Source organism: Rheinheimera oceanensis (genome assembly GCF_018831085.1).
Taxonomy (GTDB): domain Bacteria; phylum Pseudomonadota; class Gammaproteobacteria; order Enterobacterales; family Alteromonadaceae; genus Alishewanella; species Alishewanella oceanensis.
The window spans coordinates 65,527-89,118 of record NZ_JAGPNM010000008.1 but is presented as its reverse complement, the minus strand read 5'-3'; the positions used below and the strand labels follow the sequence as shown (position 1 = coordinate 89,118).

Annotated in this window: 21 protein-coding genes; 19 read left to right on the top strand and 2 right to left on the bottom strand. The window is 51.2% G+C overall.

Features of this window, described 5'->3' with window-relative positions:
* Nucleotides 1-34 precede the first annotated feature (34 nt).
* Nucleotides 35-793 carry a substrate-binding periplasmic protein gene (locus tag J3B89_RS16570; protein ID WP_215398722.1) on the top strand — a complete coding sequence of 253 codons (759 nt, stop codon included), beginning with the start codon at nt 35-37 and terminating at the stop codon, nt 791-793.
* Here J3B89_RS16570 and J3B89_RS16565 read toward each other — a convergent pair.
* Nucleotides 775-1,158, bottom strand: coding sequence for an META domain-containing protein (locus J3B89_RS16565; protein ID WP_215398721.1), 384 nt, complete (start codon nt 1,156-1,158; stop codon nt 775-777). The two genes, J3B89_RS16570 and J3B89_RS16565, sit on opposite strands and share 19 nt — an antisense overlap.
* A gap of 201 nt (nt 1,159-1,359) precedes the next feature.
* Between J3B89_RS16565 and ahpC the strand changes: the two genes are divergently transcribed.
* The 10 genes from ahpC to J3B89_RS16515 all read left to right on the top strand — a co-directional run bounded on the left by ahpC (nt 1,360) and on the right by J3B89_RS16515 (nt 12,693).
* Nucleotides 1,360-1,926 (top strand): alkyl hydroperoxide reductase subunit C, encoded by a 567-nt coding sequence (gene ahpC / locus J3B89_RS16560; RefSeq protein WP_215398720.1) that lies wholly within the window; start codon nt 1,360-1,362, stop codon nt 1,924-1,926.
* A gap of 227 nt (nt 1,927-2,153) precedes the next feature.
* Nucleotides 2,154-3,698 carry an alkyl hydroperoxide reductase subunit F gene (gene ahpF / locus J3B89_RS16555; protein ID WP_215398719.1) on the top strand — a complete coding sequence of 515 codons (1,545 nt, stop codon included), beginning with the start codon at nt 2,154-2,156 and terminating at the stop codon, nt 3,696-3,698.
* Between the two features lie 230 nt (nt 3,699-3,928).
* Nucleotides 3,929-5,350, top strand: coding sequence for a siroheme synthase CysG (gene cysG / locus J3B89_RS16550; RefSeq protein WP_215398718.1), 1,422 nt, complete (start codon nt 3,929-3,931; stop codon nt 5,348-5,350).
* Between the two features lie 11 nt (nt 5,351-5,361).
* Nucleotides 5,362-6,273, top strand: coding sequence for a sulfate adenylyltransferase subunit CysD (cysD, locus tag J3B89_RS16545; protein WP_215398717.1), 912 nt, complete (start codon nt 5,362-5,364; stop codon nt 6,271-6,273).
* Entirely contained in the window at nt 6,273-7,727 is a 1,455-nt protein-coding gene (cysN, locus tag J3B89_RS16540) for a sulfate adenylyltransferase subunit CysN (protein ID WP_215398716.1), read from the top strand. The genes cysD and cysN overlap by 1 nt, the downstream gene beginning before the upstream one ends.
* A complete protein-coding gene (locus J3B89_RS16535) occupies nt 7,727-9,448 on the top strand; it encodes an SLC13 family permease (RefSeq protein WP_215398715.1) in 1,722 nt (573 codons plus the stop codon). Before cysN ends, J3B89_RS16535 begins: the two co-directional genes overlap by 1 nt.
* Before the next feature lie 13 nt (nt 9,449-9,461).
* Entirely contained in the window at nt 9,462-10,061 is a 600-nt protein-coding gene (cysC, locus tag J3B89_RS16530) for an adenylyl-sulfate kinase (protein ID WP_215398714.1), read from the top strand.
* Nucleotides 10,058-10,819, top strand: coding sequence for a 3'(2'),5'-bisphosphate nucleotidase CysQ (gene cysQ, locus J3B89_RS16525; RefSeq protein WP_215398713.1), 762 nt, complete (start codon nt 10,058-10,060; stop codon nt 10,817-10,819). The genes cysC and cysQ overlap by 4 nt, the downstream gene beginning before the upstream one ends.
* A 45-nt stretch (nt 10,820-10,864) precedes the next feature.
* Nucleotides 10,865-11,560 (top strand): 16S rRNA pseudouridine(516) synthase RsuA, encoded by a 696-nt coding sequence (rsuA, locus tag J3B89_RS16520; protein ID WP_215398712.1) that lies wholly within the window; start codon nt 10,865-10,867, stop codon nt 11,558-11,560.
* Nucleotides 11,561-11,706: 146 nt separating this feature from the next.
* Entirely contained in the window at nt 11,707-12,693 is a 987-nt protein-coding gene (locus J3B89_RS16515) for a catalase family peroxidase (RefSeq protein ID WP_215398711.1), read from the top strand.
* Between the two features lie 137 nt (nt 12,694-12,830).
* Here J3B89_RS16515 and J3B89_RS16510 read toward each other — a convergent pair whose 3' ends face one another.
* Nucleotides 12,831-13,073 (bottom strand): DUF1289 domain-containing protein, encoded by a 243-nt coding sequence (locus J3B89_RS16510; protein ID WP_215398710.1) that lies wholly within the window; start codon nt 13,071-13,073, stop codon nt 12,831-12,833.
* A 608-nt stretch (nt 13,074-13,681) separates the two neighbouring features.
* Here J3B89_RS16510 and ilvG point away from each other — a divergent pair.
* The 8 genes from ilvG (at nt 13,682) to J3B89_RS16470 (ending at nt 23,587) form a co-directional block, all read left to right on the top strand.
* Nucleotides 13,682-15,337, top strand: coding sequence for an acetolactate synthase 2 catalytic subunit (ilvG, locus tag J3B89_RS16505; protein WP_215398709.1), 1,656 nt, complete (start codon nt 13,682-13,684; stop codon nt 15,335-15,337).
* Complete coding sequence (gene ilvM / locus J3B89_RS16500) at nt 15,334-15,588, top strand: acetolactate synthase 2 small subunit (protein ID WP_215398708.1); 255 nt, start codon at nt 15,334-15,336, stop codon at nt 15,586-15,588. Before ilvG ends, ilvM begins: the two co-directional genes overlap by 4 nt.
* 51 nt (nt 15,589-15,639) lie before the next feature.
* Entirely contained in the window at nt 15,640-17,490 is a 1,851-nt protein-coding gene (gene ilvD / locus J3B89_RS16495; protein WP_215398707.1) for a dihydroxy-acid dehydratase, read from the top strand.
* A 190-nt stretch (nt 17,491-17,680) separates the two neighbouring features.
* The gene (ilvA, locus tag J3B89_RS16490; RefSeq protein WP_215398706.1) at nt 17,681-19,249 is read left to right on the top strand and encodes a threonine ammonia-lyase, biosynthetic; all 1,569 of its coding nucleotides are present in this window, start codon (nt 17,681-17,683) and stop codon (nt 19,247-19,249) included.
* Nucleotides 19,250-19,455: 206 nt separating this feature from the next.
* Nucleotides 19,456-20,664 (top strand): methyl-accepting chemotaxis protein, encoded by a 1,209-nt coding sequence (locus J3B89_RS16485; RefSeq protein ID WP_215398705.1) that lies wholly within the window; start codon nt 19,456-19,458, stop codon nt 20,662-20,664.
* A gap of 11 nt (nt 20,665-20,675) precedes the next feature.
* Nucleotides 20,676-21,044: a response regulator gene (locus J3B89_RS16480; RefSeq protein ID WP_215398704.1), complete on the top strand. Its 369-nt coding sequence runs from the start codon at nt 20,676-20,678 to the stop codon at nt 21,042-21,044.
* Nucleotides 21,045-21,055: 11 nt separating this feature from the next.
* Nucleotides 21,056-21,382: an STAS domain-containing protein gene (locus J3B89_RS16475; RefSeq protein ID WP_215398703.1), complete on the top strand. Its 327-nt coding sequence runs from the start codon at nt 21,056-21,058 to the stop codon at nt 21,380-21,382.
* A gap of 18 nt (nt 21,383-21,400) precedes the next feature.
* On the top strand, nt 21,401-23,587 hold the full coding sequence (locus J3B89_RS16470; protein ID WP_215398702.1) for a chemotaxis protein CheA: 2,187 nt from the start codon (nt 21,401-21,403) through the stop codon (nt 23,585-23,587).
* Nucleotides 23,588-23,592: the final 5 nt, after the last annotated feature.

The following is a 23,592-nucleotide window of genomic DNA, read 5'->3' as shown; positions in this document are numbered from 1 at the left end:
ACAATTAATCGTGTTGCTGAGGCAGAGTTAGGGTATGCGGAAAATCTGGTCAGGCTTGGTTGTTGTCATGTCAGTGTTTTTAACTGCTGCTGCACCTGTGGATACTAAGCTGACCATATACACTGAGCATTTCCCGCCATACAGCTATCTGGCCAGTGACACCGTTACCGGCCTTAACACTGAACTGGTAAGGCTGAGCTGCGAAAAAGCAGGCTTAAATTGTAATTTCTTACTTTACCCCTGGTTGCGCGCTTATGAAGCGGCGCAAAAAGAGCCGGCAGCAGCCGTTTATTCTACCTCGCGCAATGCACTGCGCGAGCCACTGTTTAAATGGGTTGGGCCGCTGGCGCATTCACATGCCAATATGTACCGGTTAAAAAGCCGGCCTGATATTAACCCTGCTACACTGGAAGAGGCAAAACGCTACGTGGTGGCGGTCGCGCGGGGCGATGTGTATGAACTGTATTTAAAAAGCCAGGGTTTTGAGTACGGCGTTAATTTGCTTGGCCTTACCGCCAAGGCCGATGCTGTAGGTTTATTTTTGCAGGGCAAAGTGGATCTGCTGATAGGCTCGGAGCTGATTTTGCCGGTGTGGCTGGCAAAATATAACGAAACTCTGGACAGTATTGAGCCGGTGCTGGATTTATCTGTTGTGGGGGCAAATTATTTAGCACTGAACCTGGCGGTACCAAACGAAACGGTTGAAAAACTACAGCTCGCATTAGACGAGCTGTATGTCAACGGCGAGTATCAGCGTTTAATGCAGCTTTATATTCACAACAACTCAAACTGATATTCAGTGTCATCTTTACGTAATGTCATCACATTATTGTTAAACGTTACTTTGGGTCTGCTTTGCAAAAAGCTGCTAAATGCTTGTTCGCGCTGCATTATGGGTTCTGAACATGCCATCATGGTACCGGCCAGTTGAGAAACCACCAAACTGCCCTCATCTATGCTGTAATTGCCAATCATGTTGTTGCAACCGGTAAAACCTGTCAGGCGGTTGTCCTGCAGGCTAAGGCGCAGCGGTTTGAGAGTAGTGTCGTTGTTTAGTTGCTGGTATTGGCCTTGCGGTAAGCTTAATTGCTGGCAGGCGGTAACTAACAGCAGCAGACAGCAAGCTGCAACAGTACAGATAAAATGCTTAGTAAACATAACAGGCTCCTGATGCGTTTTGTGACTAAAGCACAATGCCATAGTGTAGCTAAGCGCAGGCTGAACAAGCAGCAAAAAATATTTTTCATCAAAAAAAGCGATTAAATTAATTTGTTTTATTCGTTTTGATAACTGATTGCAGCACGGTACACTGGCTGCAGTTGAAACATTACCTGTGAACCAACCTAAAGGAGTAAGACTATGTCTTCTATTATCAACACTAAAATCAAGCCGTTTAAAGCTACTGCATTCCATCAGGGTAAATTCGTACCGGTTACTGAGCAAGACTTAGCAGGCAAATGGTCAGTTGTCGTATTTTACCCGGCTGATTTCACGTTCGTATGCCCGACAGAGTTAGGCGACCTGGCTGACTTCTACGCTAAATTCCAGGAAATTGGTGTTGAAGTGTACTCAGTATCTACTGACACACACTTCACGCACAAAGCATGGCACGATGCGTCTGAAACCATCAAAAAAATCAACTACCCGATGATTGGCGACCCAACAGGTACCATCACCCGTAACTTCGGTGTAATGATTGAAGAAGAAGGTTTAGCACTGCGTGGTACTTTCGTAATTAACCCTGAAGGCGAAATCAAAGTTGCTGAAATCCACGACTTAGGTATCGGCCGCTCAGCTGCAGAACTGTTCCGTAAAGTACAGGCTGCACAGTATGTTGCTAACCACGATGGCGAAGTATGCCCAGCTAAGTGGACGCCGGGTGAAGCTACTCTGGCTCCATCACTGGATCTGGTTGGTAAGATCTAAGTAATGCAACAAGCTGCAGTTAATGCAGCGGGATCTGGTTACAGCCTGCCTTAAGAAGCTGTAGCTCAGCTTCCCTCTGCCAAACTCCGGTTTGGTATCCGGGCAGGCAACACCTGCCCGGCTTACCCCAAAACTGAATACTCACAGTCTGTTTTACAGGCTGAGGCTTTGTAACGCTGATTTTTTATCGTCTTATTATTTACCCAGTTAATTTTCCGGGAGTTTTTATGTTAGATACTAACCTGAAGCAACAATTAAAAACCTATCTGCAGAACCTGAAAACCGAGGTTGAACTGGTGGTATCTTTAGACGAGAGCACCAAAGCTGCTGAAGTAAACCAACTGGCTACCGACATTGCTGAGTTGTCTGATTTAGTGTCATTGCGCCGCGATGACAACGCCCTGACACGCAAGCCCGCCATGCTGGTGCGGTCGGTGGCTAACGACACCCATATCACCTTCGCTGGTGTGCCGCTGGGCCATGAGTTTACCTCTTTAGTGCTGGCGTTGCTGCACTCAGGTGGCCATCCGATTAAAGTGGCTGCCGATACTATCGAGCAAATCCGCCAGCTACAGGGCAGCTTCGCCTTTGAGACCTATGTGTCATTAAGCTGCCAAACCTGCCCGGAAGTGGTACAGGCGCTGAATATTATGTCGGCGATTAACCCCGGCATTACCAACGTAATGATCGACGGTGCCATGTTCCAGCAGGAAGTAGCCGACAAAAACATTATGGCTGTGCCATCAGTGTATTTAAATGGCGAGTTGTTTTCACAAGGTGCCATTACACTGGAAAAAATTATCCAGAAACTGGATATAAACGCGGAAAAACGCCAGGCAGAAGCGCTGAAAAACAAAGCTGACTTTGATGTGCTGGTAGTGGGCGGTGGCCCGGCCGGTGCGGCAGCCTCTATCTATGCTGCCCGTAAAGGCTTAAACACCGGCATTGTTGCCGAGCGTTTTGGCGGTCAGGTTGCGGATACTGTCGGTATTGAGAACTTTATTTCGGTACAGTACACCGAAGGGCCAAAGTTGGTAAGCAGCTTAGAAGCCCATGTGCGCGAATATAACGTTGATATTATGAACAACCAGCGCGCAGTGCGCTTAAGCAAAACCGGTAAGGTACAGCTTGAGTTGCAAAACGGCGCCGTGCTGAACAGCAAAACGGTAATTTTAAGCCCTGGTGCGCGCTGGAGAGAAATGAACGTACCCGGTGAGCAGGAATACCGTGGCAAAGGTGTGGCGTACTGCCCGCACTGTGACGGCCCGCTGTTTAAAGGCAAAAAAGTAGCTGTAATTGGCGGTGGTAACTCGGGTATTGAAGCGGCTATCGACTTAGCCGGTATTGTTGAACATGTTACCGTGCTGGAATTTGCTGCTGAATTACGTGCCGATGCGGTACTGGTGAAAAAAGCTAACTCCATGGCCAATATCACCATTATTACCGAAGCTCAAAGCACTGAGGTAACCGGTGATGGCAGCCGTGTAACCGGTATTAACTATACCGACCGTAAAACAGGTACAGCGCACCATGTAGAGCTGGCAGGTATCTTTGTGCAGATAGGTTTGGTGCCAAATACTGAATGGTTGCGTGGTGCGGTGGAATTATCACCGCGCGGTGAAATTATTGTCGACGAGCGTGGCCAAACGTCGCTGCCTGGTGTGTTTGCTGCCGGTGATGCTACTACGGCACCGTACAAGCAAATTATTATCGCCATGGGCTCTGGTGCCAACGCCGCCCTGGGTGCTTTTGACTATATGATCCGCCAGTAAGCGGATAGCGTAACAGTTTAGCTTCACTCTCTCTGTAGCTTTAACGGCAACTTCGGTTGCCGTTTTTTTTGCCGCCTTATAATGATGTTTACTGTAATTCCACTTATTACAATCTTGCCATTAATTCCTTTTAGTTATATCTGAGCGTAATTAACTATTTTATAAAAGCCATACAGACGGCTATGCTGCAAACTTGAAATTCAAGTAGCAACCTGACAGCAGGAGCTGGTGTGCAGTACTTACCCTTATTTGTAAAGTTAACCGATAAACCGGTGCTGATTGTTGGCGGCGGCTCGGTAGCGCTGCGCAAAGCCGGTACTCTGCTAAGCGCCGGTGCCAAACTGACCGTAGTAGCGCCACAATTTGCTGCTGAGTTTGTGCAGTGGCAGTTAGACGGCAAAGCTGAGCTGATCAATGGCTATTTTGAACCGGACCTGCTGGATGGCAAGTTGCTGGTTATTGCCGCTACTGATAACGATGCCATTAACGCTGCGGTATATGAGGCCGCCACCGCGCGCAATATGCTGGTGAATACTGTAGATGACCAGCCCAAATGTGGCTTTATCTTTCCGTCGATTATTGACCGCAGCCCCATTTTAATTGCTATATCCAGCTTTGGCACCGCACCGGTGCTGGCGCGGCGCTTGCGCGAAAAACTCGAAACCTTATTGCCACAGCATTTAGGGCCATTGGCCGAATTAGTTGGCCGCTTTCGCCACAAGGTAAAAGCCAAAATCCGCGGTTTTGCTGCCCGGCGGCAGTTTTGGGAAACCGTATTTGATTCAGATGTGGTGCGTGATGTGCAGGCAAACCAACTGGAAAAAGCCGGGCAACGCTTACAGCAACTGCTGGATGAGCCACAGCAACAAGCCGGTGAAGTTTATATCGTCGGTGCCGGCCCGGGCGACCCGGAGCTGCTCACGTTAAAAGCATTACAACTGATGCAACAGGCCGATGTAGTGGTGTACGACTATTTAGTGTCGGCACCCATTATGGAGCTGGTGCGGCGCGATGCCGAACGCATTTGCGTCGGCAAAAAAGCCGGCGATCACTCTGTGCCACAGCAGGATACTAACCAACTGCTGATTGATTTAGCCCTGTCTGGCAAAAAAGTTTGCCGCTTAAAAGGCGGTGACCCCTTTATTTTTGGCCGTGGCGGTGAAGAAATTCAGGCGTTGATACCACACCATATTGCCTTTCAGGTAGTGCCGGGTGTTACTGCCGCTGCCGGCTGTGCGGCTTATGCCGGCATACCGCTAACCCACCGCGATCATGCGCAAAGTGTGCAGTTTGTTACCGGCCATTGCCGGGCAGATGGCAGCGAGCCGGATTGGCACAGCATGAGTAAAGCCAACCAGACACTGGTTATTTATATGGGGCTAATGAAAGCAGCCCATATCCAACAGCAACTAATGAGTGCCGGGCGCAGTGGCCGCACACCGGTCGCCATTATTGAAAATGGTACCCGCAGTGATCAGCGGGTAGTTACCGGCAGCCTGGAGCAACTGGCGCAACTTATCGCACACCACCAGCTCGGTTCACCAGCTTTGCTAGTTATTGGCGAAGTGGTAAGCTTGCAGCAGGACTTACATTGGTTTGGTAAGCGGCCGCAACCTGCGGTGTTTAACCAGGCCATTACCCAGATGGAATGAGGATCATAAACATGTCTGAAGTAGCAGGCACTTTGTCACATCTACAGCAGCTGGAAGCGGAAAGTATTCACATTTTCCGTGAGGTGGCCGCCGAGTTTAAAAAGCCGGTAATGCTGTATTCAATTGGTAAAGACTCGTCAGTATTACTGCATTTAGCCCGCAAAGCCTTTGCGCCGGGCAAAATACCGTTTCCGTTGTTGCACGTTGATACCAACTGGAAATTCCGTGAGATGATCGAGTTTCGCGATCGCTTAGCCAAACAGTACAACTTTGAGCTGCTGGTGCATAAAAACCCGGAAGGCTTAGCAATGAATATTAACCCTTTTATTCATGGCAGTGCTAAACACACCGATATTATGAAAACTCAGGGTTTAAAACAGGCGCTGAATACCTACGGCTTTGACGCGGCCTTTGGTGGTGCACGGCGCGATGAGGAAAAATCCCGTGCTAAAGAGCGGGTGTATTCATTTCGTGATAAGCACCACCGCTGGGACCCGAAAAACCAGCGGCCGGAACTGTGGAATATCTACAATGGTGCTATTAACGAAGGCGAAAGTATCCGCGTGTTTCCGCTGTCAAACTGGACAGAGCTGGATATCTGGCTGTATATCCTGCAGGAAAATATCGACATAGTACCGCTTTATTTAGCTAAGCCGCGGCCGGTTGTTGAGCGCAGCGGCACCCTGATCATGGTAGACGATGACCGGATGCCGCTGGAACCGGGTGAAACACCGCAGTTAAAGTCAGTGCGCTTCAGAACTCTGGGCTGTTATCCGCTGACCGGTGCTATTGAATCTACCGCCGATACGCTTGAAGGCATAGTGGAAGAGATGCTGCGCGCCCGCACATCAGAGCGCCAGGGCCGGGTGATTGATCAGGATCAGTCGGGTATGGAATTGAAAAAGCGCGAGGGGTATTTCTAATGTCAGCATCTTCGGTTACCTCGTTAAACGAGCAATTAAACAGCCTGGGCATTCGCGGCTATTTACAGCAGCACCAGGACAAAGGCTTACTGCGGGTACTCACCTGTGGCAGTGTGGATGATGGCAAAAGCACCTTAATCGGCCGCCTGTTGCACGATAGCCAGCAACTGTATGATGATCAGTTGGATGCATTAAAGCGCGACCATAAAGGCCGTAACAGTGATGGTGAGCTTGAATTGGCAATGCTGGTGGACGGCTTGCAGGCTGAGCGTGAGCAGGGCATTACTATCGACGTGGCCTACCGTTATTTCTCTACTACCGAGCGCAAGTTTATTCTGGCCGATACTCCCGGCCATGAGCAATACACCCGCAATATGGCCACCGGTGCATCCACCTCAGATGTCGCCATTTTGCTGATCGATGCCCGTTACGGTGTACAAACGCAAACCCGGCGCCACAGTTTTATCTGCGCTTTGCTGGGTATTAAACATTTAATTGTTGCCGTTAATAAAATGGATATCGTCGGCTACAGCGAGCATATTTATAATACTATAGTGCAGGACGTGCAGGCACTGATGGCGCAATTACAGGTACCAACGGTAGATGTGGTGCCGATCAGTGCGCTAAAAGGCGAGAACATTTTAGCGCTGTCAGCCAATATGCCGTGGTACACCGGCACAGCCTTACTGCCACTGCTGGAAACCCTGCCAATACCGCAGCGCGGTGGAGCCGCTACCCGGTTCCCGGTGCAGTATGTTAACCGGCCGGATCTGGATTTTCGTGGTTTTGCCGGCACTTTGGTCAGCGGCCGTTTAGCTGTTGGCCAGGCTGTTACGGCGTATCCGTCGGGCAAAAAAAGCACCATTAAGCAAATTGTCAGCTTTGCCGGTGAACAACCTTCAGCCCGCGCTGGCGAGGCGATTACGCTGACACTGAGCGACGAAATTGATATCAGCCGTGGCGATTGGCTGGTGCCGTCAGACGATACTGTTAACCTGAGTAACCGGGCCCTGGCCTATGTAGTGTGGTTTAATGAACAGCCGCTGCAAACCGGCCGCCTGTACGATTTAAAACTGGCTACGCGTAAAAGCAGTGTCAGCATTAACCGGCTAAACCATAAGGTAAATATCAATACGCTGGCGCAGGAAGCGGCAGAGCAGGTAGCAATAAATGATATTGCACTGGTAGAGCTGGAGTTAACCGAAACTCTGCCGTTGGATACCTTCAGAACCCAACCCGGTACCGGTAACTTTATTCTGATTGACCGCTTAACCAATGCCACAGTAGCGGCCGGATTAATTCAGAATGTGCTGGCAGAAGAAAAAGTTGCAGCCAGTAGTATCAGTGCTTTTGAGCTGGAACTGAATGCGCTGATCCGCAAGCATTTCCCACACTGGGGCGCGCAGGACGTGCGCGAGTTATTTAAGGCAGGGTTGGATAAGGAAGAACAATAATGCCGTATCAGCAGTATGGTGTCATCGCCCTGCTACTGGCGTTAGTGGCGGGGCTGGTGCTCAGCAAACGCTCACCGGCGCAGTGGTTTGGCGGTGCCCTGCTGCTGAGTTATTTGCTTGGCTGGTTACCGCTGGAAAGCGCGTTACAGAATTTCGCCAATCCTTCACTGATTACGCTGCTATTGCTGCTATTAGTGTCAATTGGTATTGAAAAGTCGCAACTGGTTAGCTGGTTAAGCCGGGGGTTTGCCGGCAAGCGTTTAAGCAGTGTTATTGCCCGTTTAAGTTTATCCAGCGCTTTGATGTCGGCTTTTATTAACAACACTGCGGTGGTGTCTACGCTGATGTCATCGCTTCGGCATCATAACCATTTTGCTGCGTCAAAATTGCTGTTGCCGCTGTCGTACAGCGCTATTCTCGGCGGCATGCTCACGCTGATTGGCACCTCAACCAACCTTATTGTTAATGGTTTTGTTGAACAAAGCGGTGAACCGGCGCTGGGCTTTTTTGACTTTACCCTGCTCGGTGTCCTGGTGTTGGCCGCCGGTACTATTGTATTGGTGATCGGCAGCCACTGGCTGCCCGACAACAGCAAAAACGCCAGCCAGGCTACGCCGTATTATCTTACCGCCCATGTGCGTAGCGACAGCCAGCTAATTGGCAAAAGTGTAGAGCAAAACCAGCTGCGTGAGCTGCAGGCACTGTTTTTGGCAGAAATTCAGCGTGGCCCACAACGTATTTGTCCGGTAACGCCGGAAACGGTAATCGAAGCCGGTGACGAGCTGCGGTTTGTTGGCGATCTGGACGCGGTATCGCGCTTACAACAGTTTCCTGGTTTAGAATTACTGCGCCAGGATCAACAGCAAGGTGAATTACTTGAAGCGGTACTTAGCTACAGCTCGCGTTTAGTGGGTAAAAGTTTAAAACAAATTCGCTTTCGCCATGAATACGATGCGGTGGTGATTGCTGTACGCCGTGGCCATGAACGCCTGCAGGGCGGTTTAGGCGATTTGGTGTTGCATGCCGGTGATGTATTAATTTTATCTGTCGGTAAGCATTTTCCCGGCCAGCATCAGCTTAGCCAGGAGTTTATTTACGTTAATGGTTTAGCCATTTCTACGCCGTTATCAAAAAAGCGCAGCCATTGGGTATTGTTCGGTTTTGTCGCTGTGCTGGCGTTGTCTATTTTCGATATAGTGCCGCTGATTAAAAGCCTGCCGGTGCTGCTACTGGCTTATGTTGCCGGTGGCGCGGTAACGGTAAATGAAATTAAAAACCGTTTTCCGCTGGAGCTGTGGCTAATTGTCGGCTCGGCTATTGGCCTGGCACAACTGATGATCAAAACCGGCGTGGCCGGGCAGGTAGCTGCTGGTTTGATTACGCTGGTAGATGGCAGTGGCGCTTATGGTGCATTGATCGCTGTATTTATTGCTACCTGGCTGTTTACCGAGCTGGTTACCAATAATGCCGCCGCCGCGCTGACGTTTCCTATTGCCTATGCGATCGCACAAAACCTGGGGGTGGACCCGGTGCCATTTTTTATGGCAGTAGCCTTTGGCGCTTCAGCCAGTTTTATTTCGCCGTTTGGTTATCAAACCAACCTGATGGTGTATTCGGCCGGTAATTACCAGTTACGGGACTATATTCGCCTCGGCGTACCGATGGCCTTGGTTTACAGTGCGGTAGTGTTGATATTTTTACCGCTGATTTATCCGTTTTAAGTGATGAAGAGCAATGACACATAACGATATTAAATGGCAACAGCATGATGTTAACGTCGCGCAGCGTCAGGCTTTATTTGGCCACCAAAGTGCAGTGATTTGGTTTACCGGCTTATCCGGCTCGGGCAAATCCAGTGTGGCCAATGCGCTGGAGCAGGCGCTGGCCGCACAGGGCAAGCATACTTATTTGCTGGATGGTGACAATGTGCGCCACGGTTTATGCGCCGATTTAGGCTTTAGCGCCGAGGACAGAACGGAAAACCTGCGCCGTGTTGGCGCAGTAGCAGGCTTAATGGTTGATGCCGGTTTGTTGGTATTAAGCGCCTTTATTTCGCCGTACCGTAGTCAGCGCGAACTGGTAAAAAGCCTTATTCCGCCGGGAAAATTTATTGAAGTGCATATCGCCACGCCGTTGGAAGTATGTGAGCAGCGCGATGTAAAAGGCCTGTACAAAAAAGCCCGCGCCGGCGAAATTAGCCACTTTACCGGTATTTCTGATCCATACGAAGCACCCGAAGCTGCCGATTTGGTGTTGGACACCTCAGTAACATCGCTGGAAGATAGCGTGCAGCAGTTGCTGGCGTTGTTAAAGCAAAGGGAGATTATCCGATGAATTATTTGCCCGCCATTATCGACATAGCAGAACAAGCCGGTCAGGCGATCCTGGCAGTATATCAGCAAGACAACGCCGCCTTTAATATCACCGGCAAAGCCGATGACTCACCGTTAACAGCCGCCGATTTAGCTGCCCATCAACTCATTGTTAAGGCGTTAACGGCACTGACACCAGAGCTGCCGATTTTGTCAGAAGAAGCGTCTGACATCAGCTGGGACATCCGCCAGAGCTGGCAGCGCTACTGGCTGGTTGATCCGCTGGATGGCACCAAAGAGTTTATTAAACGCAACGGCGAATTTACCGTTAATATTGCGCTTATTGATAATGGTGAGCCTGTACTGGGCGTAATTCACGCCCCCGTGCTGGCTAAAACCTACTACGCCGCTAAAGGCGAAGGCGCTTTTGTTAAAGCTGCCGGCGAGACCCGTGCCATTCAGGTTGCCAAGCCTGGCAATAGCATACGGGTTGTTGGCAGCCGCAGCCACCCCAGCCCGGATCTGGCTGGTTATCTGGCGCAATTTTCACAGCACGAAATGGTGCCGGTGGGCAGCTCATTAAAGTTCTGTTTAGTGGCTGAAGGCAGTGCCGATGTGTACCCGCGCTTTGGGCCCACTATGCAATGGGACACCGGCGCCGGCCATATTATTGCGCTGGAAGCTGGCGCAAGGGTCAGCTTCGACGGTATTGTCACTAAGGTGTATCAACGCGAAAACCTGCGTAACCCTAACTTTATCGTGTCGGCAGTTAACGACTAACATCAGAAAATTCGTTACACTAAACGTAATTACTATGGGTGAATTATGCGTTTAGACAAATTTATATGTGACTGCACCGGCTTAACCCGCAGTCAGGCCGGTAAAGTGATCCGGCAAAAATTAGTAACAATAAACGGCGAACTGGTAAAGCAAGCCGCGCTGCAGGTAAAAGACAGTGACGTGGTGTGTCTTGATGGCGAACAGTTGCAGCTGATTGGCCTGCGCTACTTTATGCTGCACAAGCCGGATGGTTATATTTGCTCTACTGACGACCCGGATCACCCGACGGTATTTACCTTAATGGATGAGCCGCTAATTGAGCGGCTGCACACCGTCGGCCGGCTCGATTTAGATACCACCGGTTTAGTGTTAATCACCGATGACGGCCAGTGGTCACACCGCATCAGCAGCCCGAAACATCACGTGGCCAAAACCTATCGTGTCTGGACAGCAGACCCAATCCCTACAGCAGCCATTACGCAATTTGCCGAGGGTGTAATGCTGCGTAACGAGAAAAACGTCACCTTACCCGCCGAACTGGAAATTATCAGCGAAAACGAAGCCCTGCTTACCATTCACGAAGGCCGTTACCATCAGGTAAAACGCATGTTTGCCGCCATTGGCAATAAGGTTGAGCGGCTGCACCGTGAGAAAATCGGCGGCCTGCAACTGCCGGATGATTTGGCGGAGGGTGAATACCGTGAATTAAGTGCTGAACAGTTGCTACTGCTTAAAGAATAAAATAATACATCTTTCTTGCTCTCTGTTGCTGAACAACCGGATAAAAAGCAGCTGAATTTTCCTCCGACGCAGAAATATTTTCCGGCAAATACCTGTCCTGTATTGCGATGCGTAATCTGGTTACGTGCTAAATACAGGACTTTTTTATGCCCGCTTTTCAATTTCGTAAACTGGTGTTGTCGGCTGCCGTAATGGCAGTTTGGCCCTTAGCAGCACAAACTGCACCAGCACAGCCAAATGATTTTATCGACGTGTTTGCCAAATTATCCGGTGAGCACAAAGGCTTGCGCAAAAATCACAGTAAAGGTGTTTGCGCTGTCGGCGACTTCACCGCCAGCAAAGCGGCAACGGCCTACTTTGATGCCGATCTGTTCAGTGGTGAAACGCTACCGGTAATTTATCGTTTTTCTTTGCCGGGTGGTAACCCGTTGGCTCCGGATTATGCCGGGGTTCCACGCGGCTTTGCGGCGCAATTCAGCCTGAAAAACGGCACTAAACATAATATCGCCACATTAAATGTACCTGTGTTTGCGGCTAAAGATCCGGAAACATTTTTAGGTTTGTTACAGGCATCGGTACCGGGTGCTGACGGTAAGCCCGACATGGCAAAGCTGACAGCCTTTAAAGCTGCCCATCCGGATACCAAACCACTGGAGCAGTGGCTAGCCAGCCATCAACCACCTTTTAGCTATGCCACTGCTGAGTACTTTGGCATTCATACGTTTTATCTCAATAGCAAGCAGGGGGAAAAAACCAAGATCCGCTGGCATTTGCAACCGCACGACGGGGTAAAAGGTTTGACGGAAGCCGAGATTGCTGAGAAAAAACCTGATTTTCTGCATCAGCGTTTAGCTGAACGTTTGCAACAAGGCGCGGTGAGTTTTGACTGGATAATCAGTTTTGGCGAACCGGAAGACGCAGTAAATGATCCCTCGGTACAATGGCCAGCACAGCGCAAAACATTAAATGCCGGTATGCTTAGACTTACTGCCAGCGGTGATAACAGTTGCGATAATATTAATTTTGACCCTAATGTATTAAGCCGTGGCTTTAGCGCCAGTGACGATCCGGTGTTAAGAATGCGCTCGCCGGCTTATGCTATTTCATTTGGTAAACGGTTAAGTGGGCAGTAATTGGTCTATTGGCAGGGCGCTGATCGTTACAACACCCGCTCTGGCTCGCCACAGCAACTCGCCCTGATGCCTACGGCAGGGCTCAGACACTCTGTGGCGACCAGTTCGGGGTTCTAACGCGCGCTGATAGTTTACGCTTAAAACAAATCCAGCGACTCGCCGCTCTGCGGTGAGTCTGTGTGCTTTTTCGCTTTGGCATTTAACCTAGCCCGGCGCTGGGTTAACAACTTTAGAATATGGGCGCGTTCTTCCACCGGTTTCAGGTGCCAGTTAAAGCGCTCATCGCGTGAACGCAAACAGCCAATGCAGTAGCCGCGGCTGTTGCTTTGGCACACACCGATACAGGGATTGGGCAGGTCAAACAGCTCTAACTGATCCACAGGCCACCACGCAGACTAACGATTAACTTAAGTGTACGTTGTGAACGCCATATCGCGCAAATGGCCTTTTGCACTGGCTTTGCAGCGTAAACCGGCTTGCCCTAAAACAACCGTTGACGGCATGGATGCCGGACAAATTCGTCAGGAGCGAATTTGAACAGCTTTGCTGGTCCGCAGGATAAACTTCATGGATGAAGTTTATAATCGAGCCTACAGGGACGTATTTACGGCGTGTTGTTGTGGGCAAACCGGTTTTAAGCCTTTGTGCATAGTGGCCGATCCGACTATTTTTTAGCAAATCAGAAAAACCTGTTGACTTCAGACTGATAGACGGCTATTTCTATTAGCCAATTGCGCTGCTAAAAAGCGCTGAATAACAAATACAGATTTCAACCAAGCAGATAAGTAAGAATCAAATTATGCGTTTAGCTACTGTTCTGAACATTATTGTCCTCGTGGTCGTGGTGATTATTAATCTCCGCGGGGGCGGTGTTTTGGAAAAAAAGTAGCGTAAAAAGCGAATTCCAACAAAACCCCCGCTCCGCAAGGACCGGGGGTTTTGTCGTTTCAGGGCGTTATAAAAGTTAATCAGGGCAAGAGGACAGAACATGAAAGGCGCAGAATTGGTACTACAGGTGCTGCAGCAACACGGGGTCGATACCATCTTCGGCTACCCCGGCGGCGCTATTATGCCGATTTACGACGCGCTGTATCAAAGCGACATCAAGCACTACCTGTGCCGGCATGAGCAGGGTGGCGCTTTCTCGGCCATTGGCTATGCCCGCGCTTCCGGCAAGGTTGGCGTTTGTATGGCCACCTCTGGCCCCGGAGCAACTAACCTTATCACCTCGCTGGCCGATGCCATGCTGGATTCGGTGGCGGTAGTGGCCATAACCGGCCAGGTATCACAAGCGGTTATGGGCACCGATGCGTTTCAGGAGATAGATGTACTGGGTTTAAGCCTGGCGGTGACCAAGCACAGCTTTATGGTGCGCAGTGTCGACGAGCTGGCTGCCACCTTACATGAAGCTTTTGCGATTGCGCAAAGCGGTCGCCCGGGCCCGGTATTGGTAGATATCCCTAAAGATGTGCAGTTGGCTGACATCGACTATCAAGCCGAATTTAACGCTGCGCAGCCAGCCGCGCCAATTTATACCTCACTGGCTAATGCCGCCAAAGCGCGCTCATTAATCGCGGCAGCGCAAAAGCCGATGGCCTATATCGGCGGCGGCGTGCATATGGCCGGTGCAATGCACCAGCTGCAGCAGTTTTTAGCCGCTAACCCAATGCCTTCTGTTACCACCTTAAAAGCCATGGGCTCGGTAGCCAAAGATAACGAGTATTACCTGGGTATGTTGGGCATGCACGGCACTCAGGCGGCGAATTTGGCGGTACAGCAGTGCGATTTACTAATTTGTTTAGGCGCCCGTTTTGATGACCGGGTTACCGGCAACCTGCAAAAGTTCGCGCCGCAGGCCAAGGTGATCCACGTTGATATTGATCCGGCCGAAATTAACAAGGTGCGTTTTGCCAATGTCGCGCTGCTGGGCGATATGAAACAAATATTGCCGGCAATGACGGTGGGCACAAACTGCGCCGATTGGCTGGCGCAGTGTGCGCAGTTAAAGCAGCAATACGGCTGGCGCTATGATCACCCGGGCGAGCGCATTTACGCGCCGCTGATGTTAAAGCAGTTAAGCGAGCGGATGCCGGACAACAGCGTAGTGTGTTGCGATGTGGGCCAGCACCAGATGTGGGTGGCACAGCATATGCGCTTTAGCAGCCCGCGTAATCATTTATCCAGCGGCGGCCTGGGCACTATGGGCTTTGGTTTGCCGGCGGCGATCGGTGCTAAGTTAGCCCGGCCGCAAGATACGGTCATCACGGTATCAGGCGATGGCTCTTTTATGATGAACGTGCAGGAGCTGGCTACCATCAAGCGTTTTCGCTTGCCGGTAAAAATTGTCATAGTCGATAACCAGCGCCTGGGTATGGTGAAACAGTGGCAGCAGCTGTTCTTTAACGAGCGCTACAGCGAAACCGATTTATCCGACAACCCGGATTTTGTCGCATTGGCTGCCGCCTTTGCCATACCGGGCCACTGCATAACGCGTAAGGACGAAGTAGAAAGCGCGCTGGAAGCCATGTTTACCTGGCCAGGGCCTTATCTGTTGCATGTCTGTATTGACGACAAAGACAACGTTTGGCCGTTAGTGCCGCCGGGTGCGGCGAATGAAGAGATGATCACGGAGGCAAAAGCATGAACCACGTATTGAATATCACCGCCACTAACACCCCGGCTGTAGTCGAGCGCTTGCTGCAGGTTACCCGCTATCGCGGCTATGAATTAGCCGGCTTGCAGCTGACACCACGCAGCGATGCCAAAAGCCTGAATATTACGCTGACGGTCAGTGGTGATAAGCCAATTCACTTATTAACCAGCCAGTTGCATAAACTGTACGATATTCAGCAACTGGAACTGGCTGGCAGTGAGCTGGCAGTGCTGAGCGCGTAACGCTGATTTAACCCTATACTTTTTTATTTACCGAATACACGGAGTACCGCAATGCCAAAGTTAAGATCCGCCACCGTTACCGAAGGCCGCAATATGGCGGGTGCCCGCGCACTGTGGCGTGCCACCGGCGTAAAAGACACCGATTTTGGTAAGCCGATTATTGCCGTAGTGAACTCATTTTGTGAGTTTGTGCCGGGCCATGTGCACCTGCGTGATTTAGGCAAGCTGGTGGCGAAAAGCATAGAAGATGCCGGCGGTATCGCCAAAGAATTCAATACCATAGCTGTAGATGACGGCATTGCCATGGGCCATGGCGGTATGTTGTATAGCCTGCCGTCACGCGAGTTGATTGCCGATTCGGTGGAATATATGGTGAATGCCCACTGCGCCGATGCCATGGTGTGTATTTCTAACTGCGACAAAATCACCCCCGGCATGTTAATGGCGGCGATGCGCTTAAACGTACCGGCCATTTTTGTCTCCGGCGGGCCGATGGAAGCGGGTAAAACCAAGCTGTCGGATCAAATTATTAAGCTCGATTTAGTGGATGCCATGGTATCGGCGGCCGACCCTAAAGTAACCGACAGTGACAGCGAGCAAATTGAGCGCAGTGCCTGCCCCACCTGCGGCAGCTGCTCCGGTATGTTTACCGCTAACTCGATGAACTGCCTGGTAGAGGCTTTAGGCTTAGGCCAGCCAGGTAACGGTTCGCTGCTGGCGACTCATGCTGATCGTAAACAGCTGTTTGTCCAGGCCGGTTTCAGAATAATGGAGCTGTGCAACCGCTGGTATAAAAACGATGATGCCAGCGCCCTGCCGCGCAGTATCGGTAATAAAACCGCCTTTGAAAACGCCATGATGCTGGATATCGCTATGGGCGGCTCAACCAATACTGTGCTGCATTTACTGGCGGCGGCGCAGGAGGCTAATGTCGATTTTACTATGGCCGATATTGACCGCTTATCACGCATAGTGCCGCATTTGTGCAAGGTGGCGCCGTCAACGCAAAAGTACCATATGGAAGATGTGCACCGCGCCGGTGGCGTGATCGGCATTTTAGCCGAGCTAAACCGGGCCGGCTTGTTAAACCCCAATACGCCGCATGTGTCCGGTAGCTCGCTGGCGGCGGTGCTGGAACAGTGGGATCTGAAAACCAGCCCGTCTACTGACGTGCAGCAGTTTTACGCCGCCGGCCCGGCCGGGATCCGCACTACCCAGGCCTTTTCACAAAACTGCCGTTACCCCAGCGTGGACGATGACCGCGTAGCAGGCTGTATCCGCAGTAAAGAACACGCTTATTCACAGGACGGTGGCTTAGCTGTGTTGTTTGGCAACCTGGCACCGCAGGGTTGTATTGTTAAAACCGCCGGGGTAGAAAAAGAAAACCTGGTATTTAGCGGCCGCGCCCGGGTGTTTGAAAGCCAGGACGATGCGGTAGAGGCGATATTAAAAGGCAAGGTAGTGGCCGGCGATGCGGTAATTATCCGCTATGAGGGCCCGAAAGGCGGCCCGGGTATGCAGGAAATGCTGTACCCCACCAGCTACTTAAAATCGATGGGCTTAGGTAAAGCCTGTGCCTTGATTACTGATGGCCGGTTCTCCGGCGGCACCTCGGGGTTATCGATTGGCCATGTGTCGCCGGAAGCCGCCAGTGGCGGTGCTATCGCGCTGGTGCAGGAAGGCGACAAAATTGAGGTTGATATCCCCAACCGCAAAATTGGTATTGCTATCAGCGATGACGAGCTGGCTCGCCGCCGTGTGGCGATGGATGCCAAAGGCAAGCAAGGCTGGAAGCCGGAGAACCGGCAGCGGGTGGTGAGTTCGGCATTGAAAGCTTATGCCCTGCTGGCAAGCAGTGCTGATAAAGGCGCGGTAAGGGATTTAAGCAAGCTGGAAGAATAAACAGCAAGACTTTAGGCGATGGGCAAGGTGTGCTCTTACAGCAGCGGCAGGGATGCCGCGCAGGCTGAAAGGGCACAGGGATGTGATCCTTGAAGGCGGCGAAGAAAGTATTTCCTTGGCGCTGAGTTTAAACTTGGGTCGCAGGCTTCGACCACAAAGAAAGTAGTAGAACCAAACAACCGGAGCAACAATGAACAACCTGGCAACAGTACAACCAGCGCAGACAGATACCGATTTGATGCAGCAGTATCTGCGCGAAATTCTGCTGTCGCCGGTATATCAGGCCGCGGTAGAAACGCCGCTGGATGCCATGAGTAAGCTGAGCCAGCGGCTGGGCCATAACGTGCTGTTAAAGCGTGAAGACAAACAGCCGGTGTACTCGTTTAAGCTGCGCGGTGCTTTTCATAAACTGCATAAAGTAAAACAGCACAGCCCCAATGCCAGCGTGGTATGCGCGTCGGCCGGTAACCATGCCCAGGGCGTGGCGTTATCAGCCAGCAAACTGGGGCTTAATGCCACTATTGTTATGCCCATCACTACACCGGAAATAAAAGTTGCGGCGGTAAAAGCGCTCGGCGGCAATGTGGTGCTGCACGGCACTGCTTTTGATGAAGCCAACAGCTATGCCATTAACCTGGCCAATACCGAAGGTGCTATTTATATTCCACCCTTTGATGACAGCGACGTTATTGCCGGCCAGGGCACGGTAGCTAAAGAGCTGCTTAGCCAGCATAACCAGCTAAATGCGGTGTTTATTCCGGTCGGTGGAGGTGGTTTACTGGCCGGTATGGCGGTGTATATCAAAGCCATACAGCCGAATGTCAAAGTAATAGGTGTTGAGCCGGAAGACGCTGCCTGCTTAAAAGCCGCTATGGCCGCCGGGGCGCCGGTAACGCTGGAGCGGGTTGGCTTATTTGCCGATGGTGTTGCGGTAAAGCGCATCGGCAATGAAACCTTTAATTTGGCCAAACGCTTTTGCGATGAAGTGGTTACTGTTAGCAGTGACGAAATCTGTGCGGCAATAAAAGATATCTTTGATGATTTACGTGCGGTGGCCGAACCGGCTGGCGCGCTGGCACTGGCAGGCTTAAAAAAATACAGTCAGCAGCTGAAAAACAGCACCTTAACTAAACCCCAGCAGTTTGCTGCAGTGTTAAGCGGCGCCAATTTAAACTTTGATACGCTGCGTTATGTGTCTGAGCGCTGCGAGCTGGGCGAGAAAAAAGAAGCGGTATTTGCCGTAACGATTCCGGAAGAAAAAGGCAGTTTCCGCCGCTTTTGCCAGACGCTGGGTGGGCGCGCGATAACCGAGTTTAACTACCGCTACGCCAGTGACCACAAAGCACATATCTTTGTTGGCATTAAACTACGCCATGGCCAGCAGGAACTGAATACGGTAAAGGAATTACTCAGCAAAGCAGGTTATGACTATCAGGACTTATCCGATGACGAGCTGGCCAAGCTGCATGTACGGCATATGGTCGGAGGTATGCCGCCGCGTGAGCTGAAAGAACAGGTGTATCAGTTTAACTTTCCGGAATACCCGGGCGCGTTAATGAATTTTTTAAATACATTGGGCGAACACTGCAATATTACCCTGTTTCACTACCGTAACCACGGCGCCGCCACCGGTGATGTACTGGCCGGCTTTGAAGCCGCCAGCCATGATGATATTGCCGCTTATTTGGATAAACTGGGCTATCAGTACCAGCAGGTCAGCAGCAACCGCAGCTACCAGACATTTTTAACGGCAGGCTAGTCAGTTACCTTTAGATGTGATGTCACATTTTTGTTTCTGTTAACTTGACGGCGTTAACTATGTTGCCCAGACTTAGTTTGTGTGTTGCTTAGCCGCTTTTTCCGTTTTCCTGCAGTTTAAATCTGCTTATTAACAATAACAGCGGTTATCACTAATCTTGCAACGTCGCCGGATACTGCTGTTATTTGTTAACAAGGGTCCTGTTAATGCTGAATGATAATCTTGGCTCTGTTATGAGTCAGCCAGATGCTATGCCCTTTTACTGGCCATTATTGGCACTGCTGCTGCTGGCGTTGGTTCTGATGCTAAGCCTGGCTGGTGTATCGCTGTTATCACTGCTCTGTGCCGGTGTGTTGCTGGCCGCTACAGCTGGGGGGCTGGTATGGACCCGCCGCACAGTACAGCGGCAATGGGCGGCAACGCAACACAGTGGTAATACACAGACGCAGGCAGGCAGTAGTGCGCGACATGCCGCTTTTAGCCGCAACTTAATGCAGTTGTTTTTACAGGCTATGCCCATCTGGACCAAGCAAATTGAAAGCTCGCGCAGCCAGACCGAAGAGGCCATCGTCGCGCTCAGTAGCCGCTTTTCCGGCCTATATACCAAACTGGAACAGACGGTTGCCGATGCTGAAGCGGCCCAGACCAGCGGCGGCAAAAGTGGCGCCTTAAGCGTGATGACGCAAAGCCAGAGTGAACTGACCCAGGTGATCAACTCACTGAAACTGACCCAGCGCAGCCGCGATGACATGCTGACACAGATAACGAAATTGACCGACTACACCGGTGAACTCAGAACCATGGCGACCGAAGTGGCGGCAATTGCACAGCAAACTAACCTGCTGGCTCTGAATGCCGCTATAGAAGCTGCCCGCGCCGGAGAGGCTGGTCGCGGTTTTGCCGTGGTAGCCGATGCAGTGCGCACGTTGTCGAGCCAGTCGAGTGAAACCGGCCAGAAAATGTCGTCCACCGTCGATATTATTAACGCCGCCATTACCAAAGTAGTACAAGTGGCCGGCAGTGCCGCGCAGACTGATGCGCAGTCTGTTAGTCAGTCTGAAGCCAGCATTCAGCAGGTGCTGGATCGCTTCGCCACAGTTACAGAGCAAATGTCAGCTTCGACAGCGCAATTGCAGCAGCAAAATAATGATATTCGCCATGAAATTTCGGCCGTGCTGGTAGCGCTGCAGTTTCAGGACCGGGTTAGTCAGATTGTGTCTCATGTACGCGACAACATTACAGCGCTGCACCAGTATTTACAGCAATGTGAACAGGATCCAGAGCAGCGGCTAACGCTTGATGCCAAAACCTGGCTTAAGCAGATGGAGCAAACCTATGCCACTGACGAACAAAGGCGCAACCATCATGGCCACTCAGTCGCCCCGGCGCAGCAGCAAGACATTACTTTCTTTTAGGAGGCACCCCGATGGCAAAAACGGTAATGGTAGTTGATGACTCCAGCAGTGTGCGGCAGGTAGTCAGCATTGCGTTAAAAAGCGCGGGTTATGACGTTATTGAGGCCAGTGATGGCAAAGATGCACTGGCCAAGCTGACAGGCCAGAAAGTGCACTTGATGATCAGTGACGTCAATATGCCGAATATGGACGGCATTACCTTTGTCAAAGAGGTAAAAAAGTTACCGGCTTACAAATTTACACCCATCATTATGCTGACTACCGAATCGCAGGAAGCAAAAAAGCTTGAAGGTCAGGCTGCCGGTGCCCGGGCCTGGGTCGTGAAACCGTTTCAGCCAGCACAAATGCTGGCCGCTGTATCCAAGCTGATTCTGCCTTAACAGGAGCGGGTATGACTATTCGTAGCAGTATGTTCAATGAAGTGCCACTGCTGCATATCGAAGGCGAGATGACAATCTATACCGCCGCCCTATTGCAGCAACAATTACAGCTATACATTGGGCAGTATAGCGAGCTGGAGCTGAATTTATCGCAGGTCAGTGATATCGACAGCGCCGGGCTGCAGTTACTGATGGCGGCTAAACGGCAGGTCACCAACCAGGGGGCTGTACTGCGGTTAACCGGCCATAGCCCGGCCGTGCTGGAGGTGTTTGATCTGTGCAATATGGCAGCGTTTTTTGGGGATCCACTGATTATACCGGATGTCAGCCATGGTTGAAGCTAACTGGAGCCGGCGATGAGCCTTAATCTAGATCAGGCCCTGCAAACCTTTATTGCTGAAGCCTACGAATTATTAGAGGAAATGGAAACTTGTCTGTTGCAGCTGGAAAATAACCCGGCAGACCTGAATGCTATTGGTGCCATATTTCGCGCTGCTCATACCATTAAAGGCTCTGCCGGCTTGTTTGGTCTGGAGCCTGTCGTCAGCTTTACCCATGTTGTGGAAGATGTATTAGACAGGCTGCGCGCCGGTGACATTGCTATCAGCCGTACGCTGATAGCGCTGTTGCTCGAATGCGGCGATCATATTCATTATCTGGTAGATGTGGTGGCGGTGCGCTCGCAGCAGCCTGATGCCGCAGCAACAGAGCGCGAAGCAGGCCTGCGCCAGCGTTTACAGCTATACCGTCAGACCTCGGTGAGTGAAGCTGTCAGCGCCAGCCCAGGCGTTAGTGCTGTACGCCAGGAAAAGGACAGCAGCTTTGATTTATGGCATATCTCAGTACGGTTTGGTACAGAAGTGCTGCGTAATGGCATGGACCCGCTGGCATTTTTACGGTATCTGAACAGTATCGGCCAGATTGTCCGTATTACCACGCTGGCCGATAGCCTGCCGGAACTGAGCCAGATGGATGCCGAGAGTTGTTATCTGGGTTTTGAAATAGACTATCAATCTGATGCCAGCAAAGCCGCCATTGCCGATGCGTTTGAATTTGTCCGGGACGATTGTCAGCTGCATATTTTGCCACCGCACAGCAAAACCGAGCACTACATAGAACTGATAAAAAACTTGCCGGAGCAGGCCACTTTACTGGGCGAATTGCTGGTGGCCAGCGGGGCCCTGACACAGAAAGAGCTGGAAGACGGCTTACAGCAACAGGTTGATGCTGAGCTAAAGCCGGCTACGCCACTGGGTGAAATTCTGATAGAGCAACGCTCTGTAGAGCCCGAGTTGGTGCAGGCAGCACTGGAAAAACAAAACCAGATCCAGGAACACAAAAGCAAAGAAAGCCGCTTTGTGCGCGTGCAAGCCGACAAGCTTGATGAACTGATAAGCCTGGTTGGCGAACTGGTCATCGCCGGCGCCGGAGCCAACCTACTGGCAAAAGCCAGTCAGGATGAAACGCTCTATGAAGCCACGTCAACCGTAACAGTGCTGGTAGAGCAAATCCGCGATGGTGCCTTGCGTCTGCGGATGGTGCCCATTGGCGATACCTTTAACCGGTTTCAGCGCGTCGTGCGCGATGTCAGCCACGAGCTGGAAAAACAGATTGAGCTGCAGATCAGTGGTGCCGACACTGAGCTGGATAAAACCGTGGTGGAAAAAATCAGCGATCCGCTGATGCATCTGCTGAGAAACGCTATGGATCATGGCATTGAGTCACCCGCAGCCAGGCAGGCGGCCGGTAAAAGCGCGACCGGCGTACTGAAACTGAACGCCTATCATGACTCTGGCAGTATTGTTATTGAAATTGCCGATGATGGTGCTGGCCTGAATACTGAACGGATATTACAAAAAGCCCGTGAGCGCGGTTTAGTAGCCGCCACAGCGCAGCCGTCTGAGCAGGAAATTTATAACCTGATTTTTGAACCGGGTTTTTCCACTGCCAGTGCCATTACCAGCCTGTCAGGCCGTGGCGTTGGCATGGATGTGGTAAAACGAAATATCACAGCCTTGCGTGGTTCGGTAGATCTGAGCAGCGCGCCAGGCCAGGGCACTAAGGTCAGGATCCGGCTGCCGTTAACATTGGCCATTATTGATGGCTTTCTGGTTGGCGTTGGTGATGCCAGCTATGTGGTGCCACTGGATATGGTGCAGGAGTGTATTGAGCTGGCCGGTGACAGCAAAGTTGCAGCCGAGCCCCGGCATTATATAAACCTGCGTGGTGAGGTGTTGCCGCTGGTGTTTCTGCATCAGCACTTTAATACCGGTGGTGGCCAGCGGCGGCGGCAAAATGTGGTGGTGGTAAAAAATGCTGATCAAAAAGCAGGTCTGGTGGTAGACGAGCTGCAAGGCGAGTTTCAAACGGTCATTAAACCGTTAGGTAAATTATTCAGTAACTTACGTAGTATCAGTGGCTCCACCATATTGGGCAACGGCAATGTCGCATTAATTCTTGATGTGCCATCGTTAATTCAGCAACTGGCGCAACAGCAGGTCCAGCCAAGGCTGGCATCGCAGACACCTGCACTGCGCAACTAAAAGGT

Coding starts and splice junctions, on each gene's coding strand:
- J3B89_RS16515 (WP_215398711.1), top strand. CDS start 11,707: ATGCCCGCTTTTCAATTTCGTAAACTGGTGTTGTCGGCTGCCGTAATG.
- ilvA (WP_215398706.1), top strand. CDS start 17,681: ATGAACAACCTGGCAACAGTACAACCAGCGCAGACAGATACCGATTTG.
- cysC (WP_215398714.1), top strand. CDS start 9,462: ATGACACATAACGATATTAAATGGCAACAGCATGATGTTAACGTCGCG.
- cysD (WP_215398717.1), top strand. CDS start 5,362: ATGTCTGAAGTAGCAGGCACTTTGTCACATCTACAGCAGCTGGAAGCG.
- J3B89_RS16570 (WP_215398722.1), top strand. CDS start 35: ATGCGGAAAATCTGGTCAGGCTTGGTTGTTGTCATGTCAGTGTTTTTA.
- J3B89_RS16485 (WP_215398705.1), top strand. CDS start 19,456: ATGCTGAATGATAATCTTGGCTCTGTTATGAGTCAGCCAGATGCTATG.
- rsuA (WP_215398712.1), top strand. CDS start 10,865: ATGCGTTTAGACAAATTTATATGTGACTGCACCGGCTTAACCCGCAGT.
- cysQ (WP_215398713.1), top strand. CDS start 10,058: ATGAATTATTTGCCCGCCATTATCGACATAGCAGAACAAGCCGGTCAG.
- J3B89_RS16470 (WP_215398702.1), top strand. CDS start 21,401: ATGAGCCTTAATCTAGATCAGGCCCTGCAAACCTTTATTGCTGAAGCC.
- cysN (WP_215398716.1), top strand. CDS start 6,273: ATGTCAGCATCTTCGGTTACCTCGTTAAACGAGCAATTAAACAGCCTG.
- ahpC (WP_215398720.1), top strand. CDS start 1,360: ATGTCTTCTATTATCAACACTAAAATCAAGCCGTTTAAAGCTACTGCA.
- J3B89_RS16475 (WP_215398703.1), top strand. CDS start 21,056: ATGACTATTCGTAGCAGTATGTTCAATGAAGTGCCACTGCTGCATATC.
- J3B89_RS16565 (WP_215398721.1), bottom strand. CDS start 1,158: ATGTTTACTAAGCATTTTATCTGTACTGTTGCAGCTTGCTGTCTGCTG.
- J3B89_RS16535 (WP_215398715.1), top strand. CDS start 7,727: ATGCCGTATCAGCAGTATGGTGTCATCGCCCTGCTACTGGCGTTAGTG.
- ilvG (WP_215398709.1), top strand. CDS start 13,682: ATGAAAGGCGCAGAATTGGTACTACAGGTGCTGCAGCAACACGGGGTC.
- ahpF (WP_215398719.1), top strand. CDS start 2,154: ATGTTAGATACTAACCTGAAGCAACAATTAAAAACCTATCTGCAGAAC.
- ilvM (WP_215398708.1), top strand. CDS start 15,334: ATGAACCACGTATTGAATATCACCGCCACTAACACCCCGGCTGTAGTC.
- ilvD (WP_215398707.1), top strand. CDS start 15,640: ATGCCAAAGTTAAGATCCGCCACCGTTACCGAAGGCCGCAATATGGCG.
- J3B89_RS16480 (WP_215398704.1), top strand. CDS start 20,676: ATGGCAAAAACGGTAATGGTAGTTGATGACTCCAGCAGTGTGCGGCAG.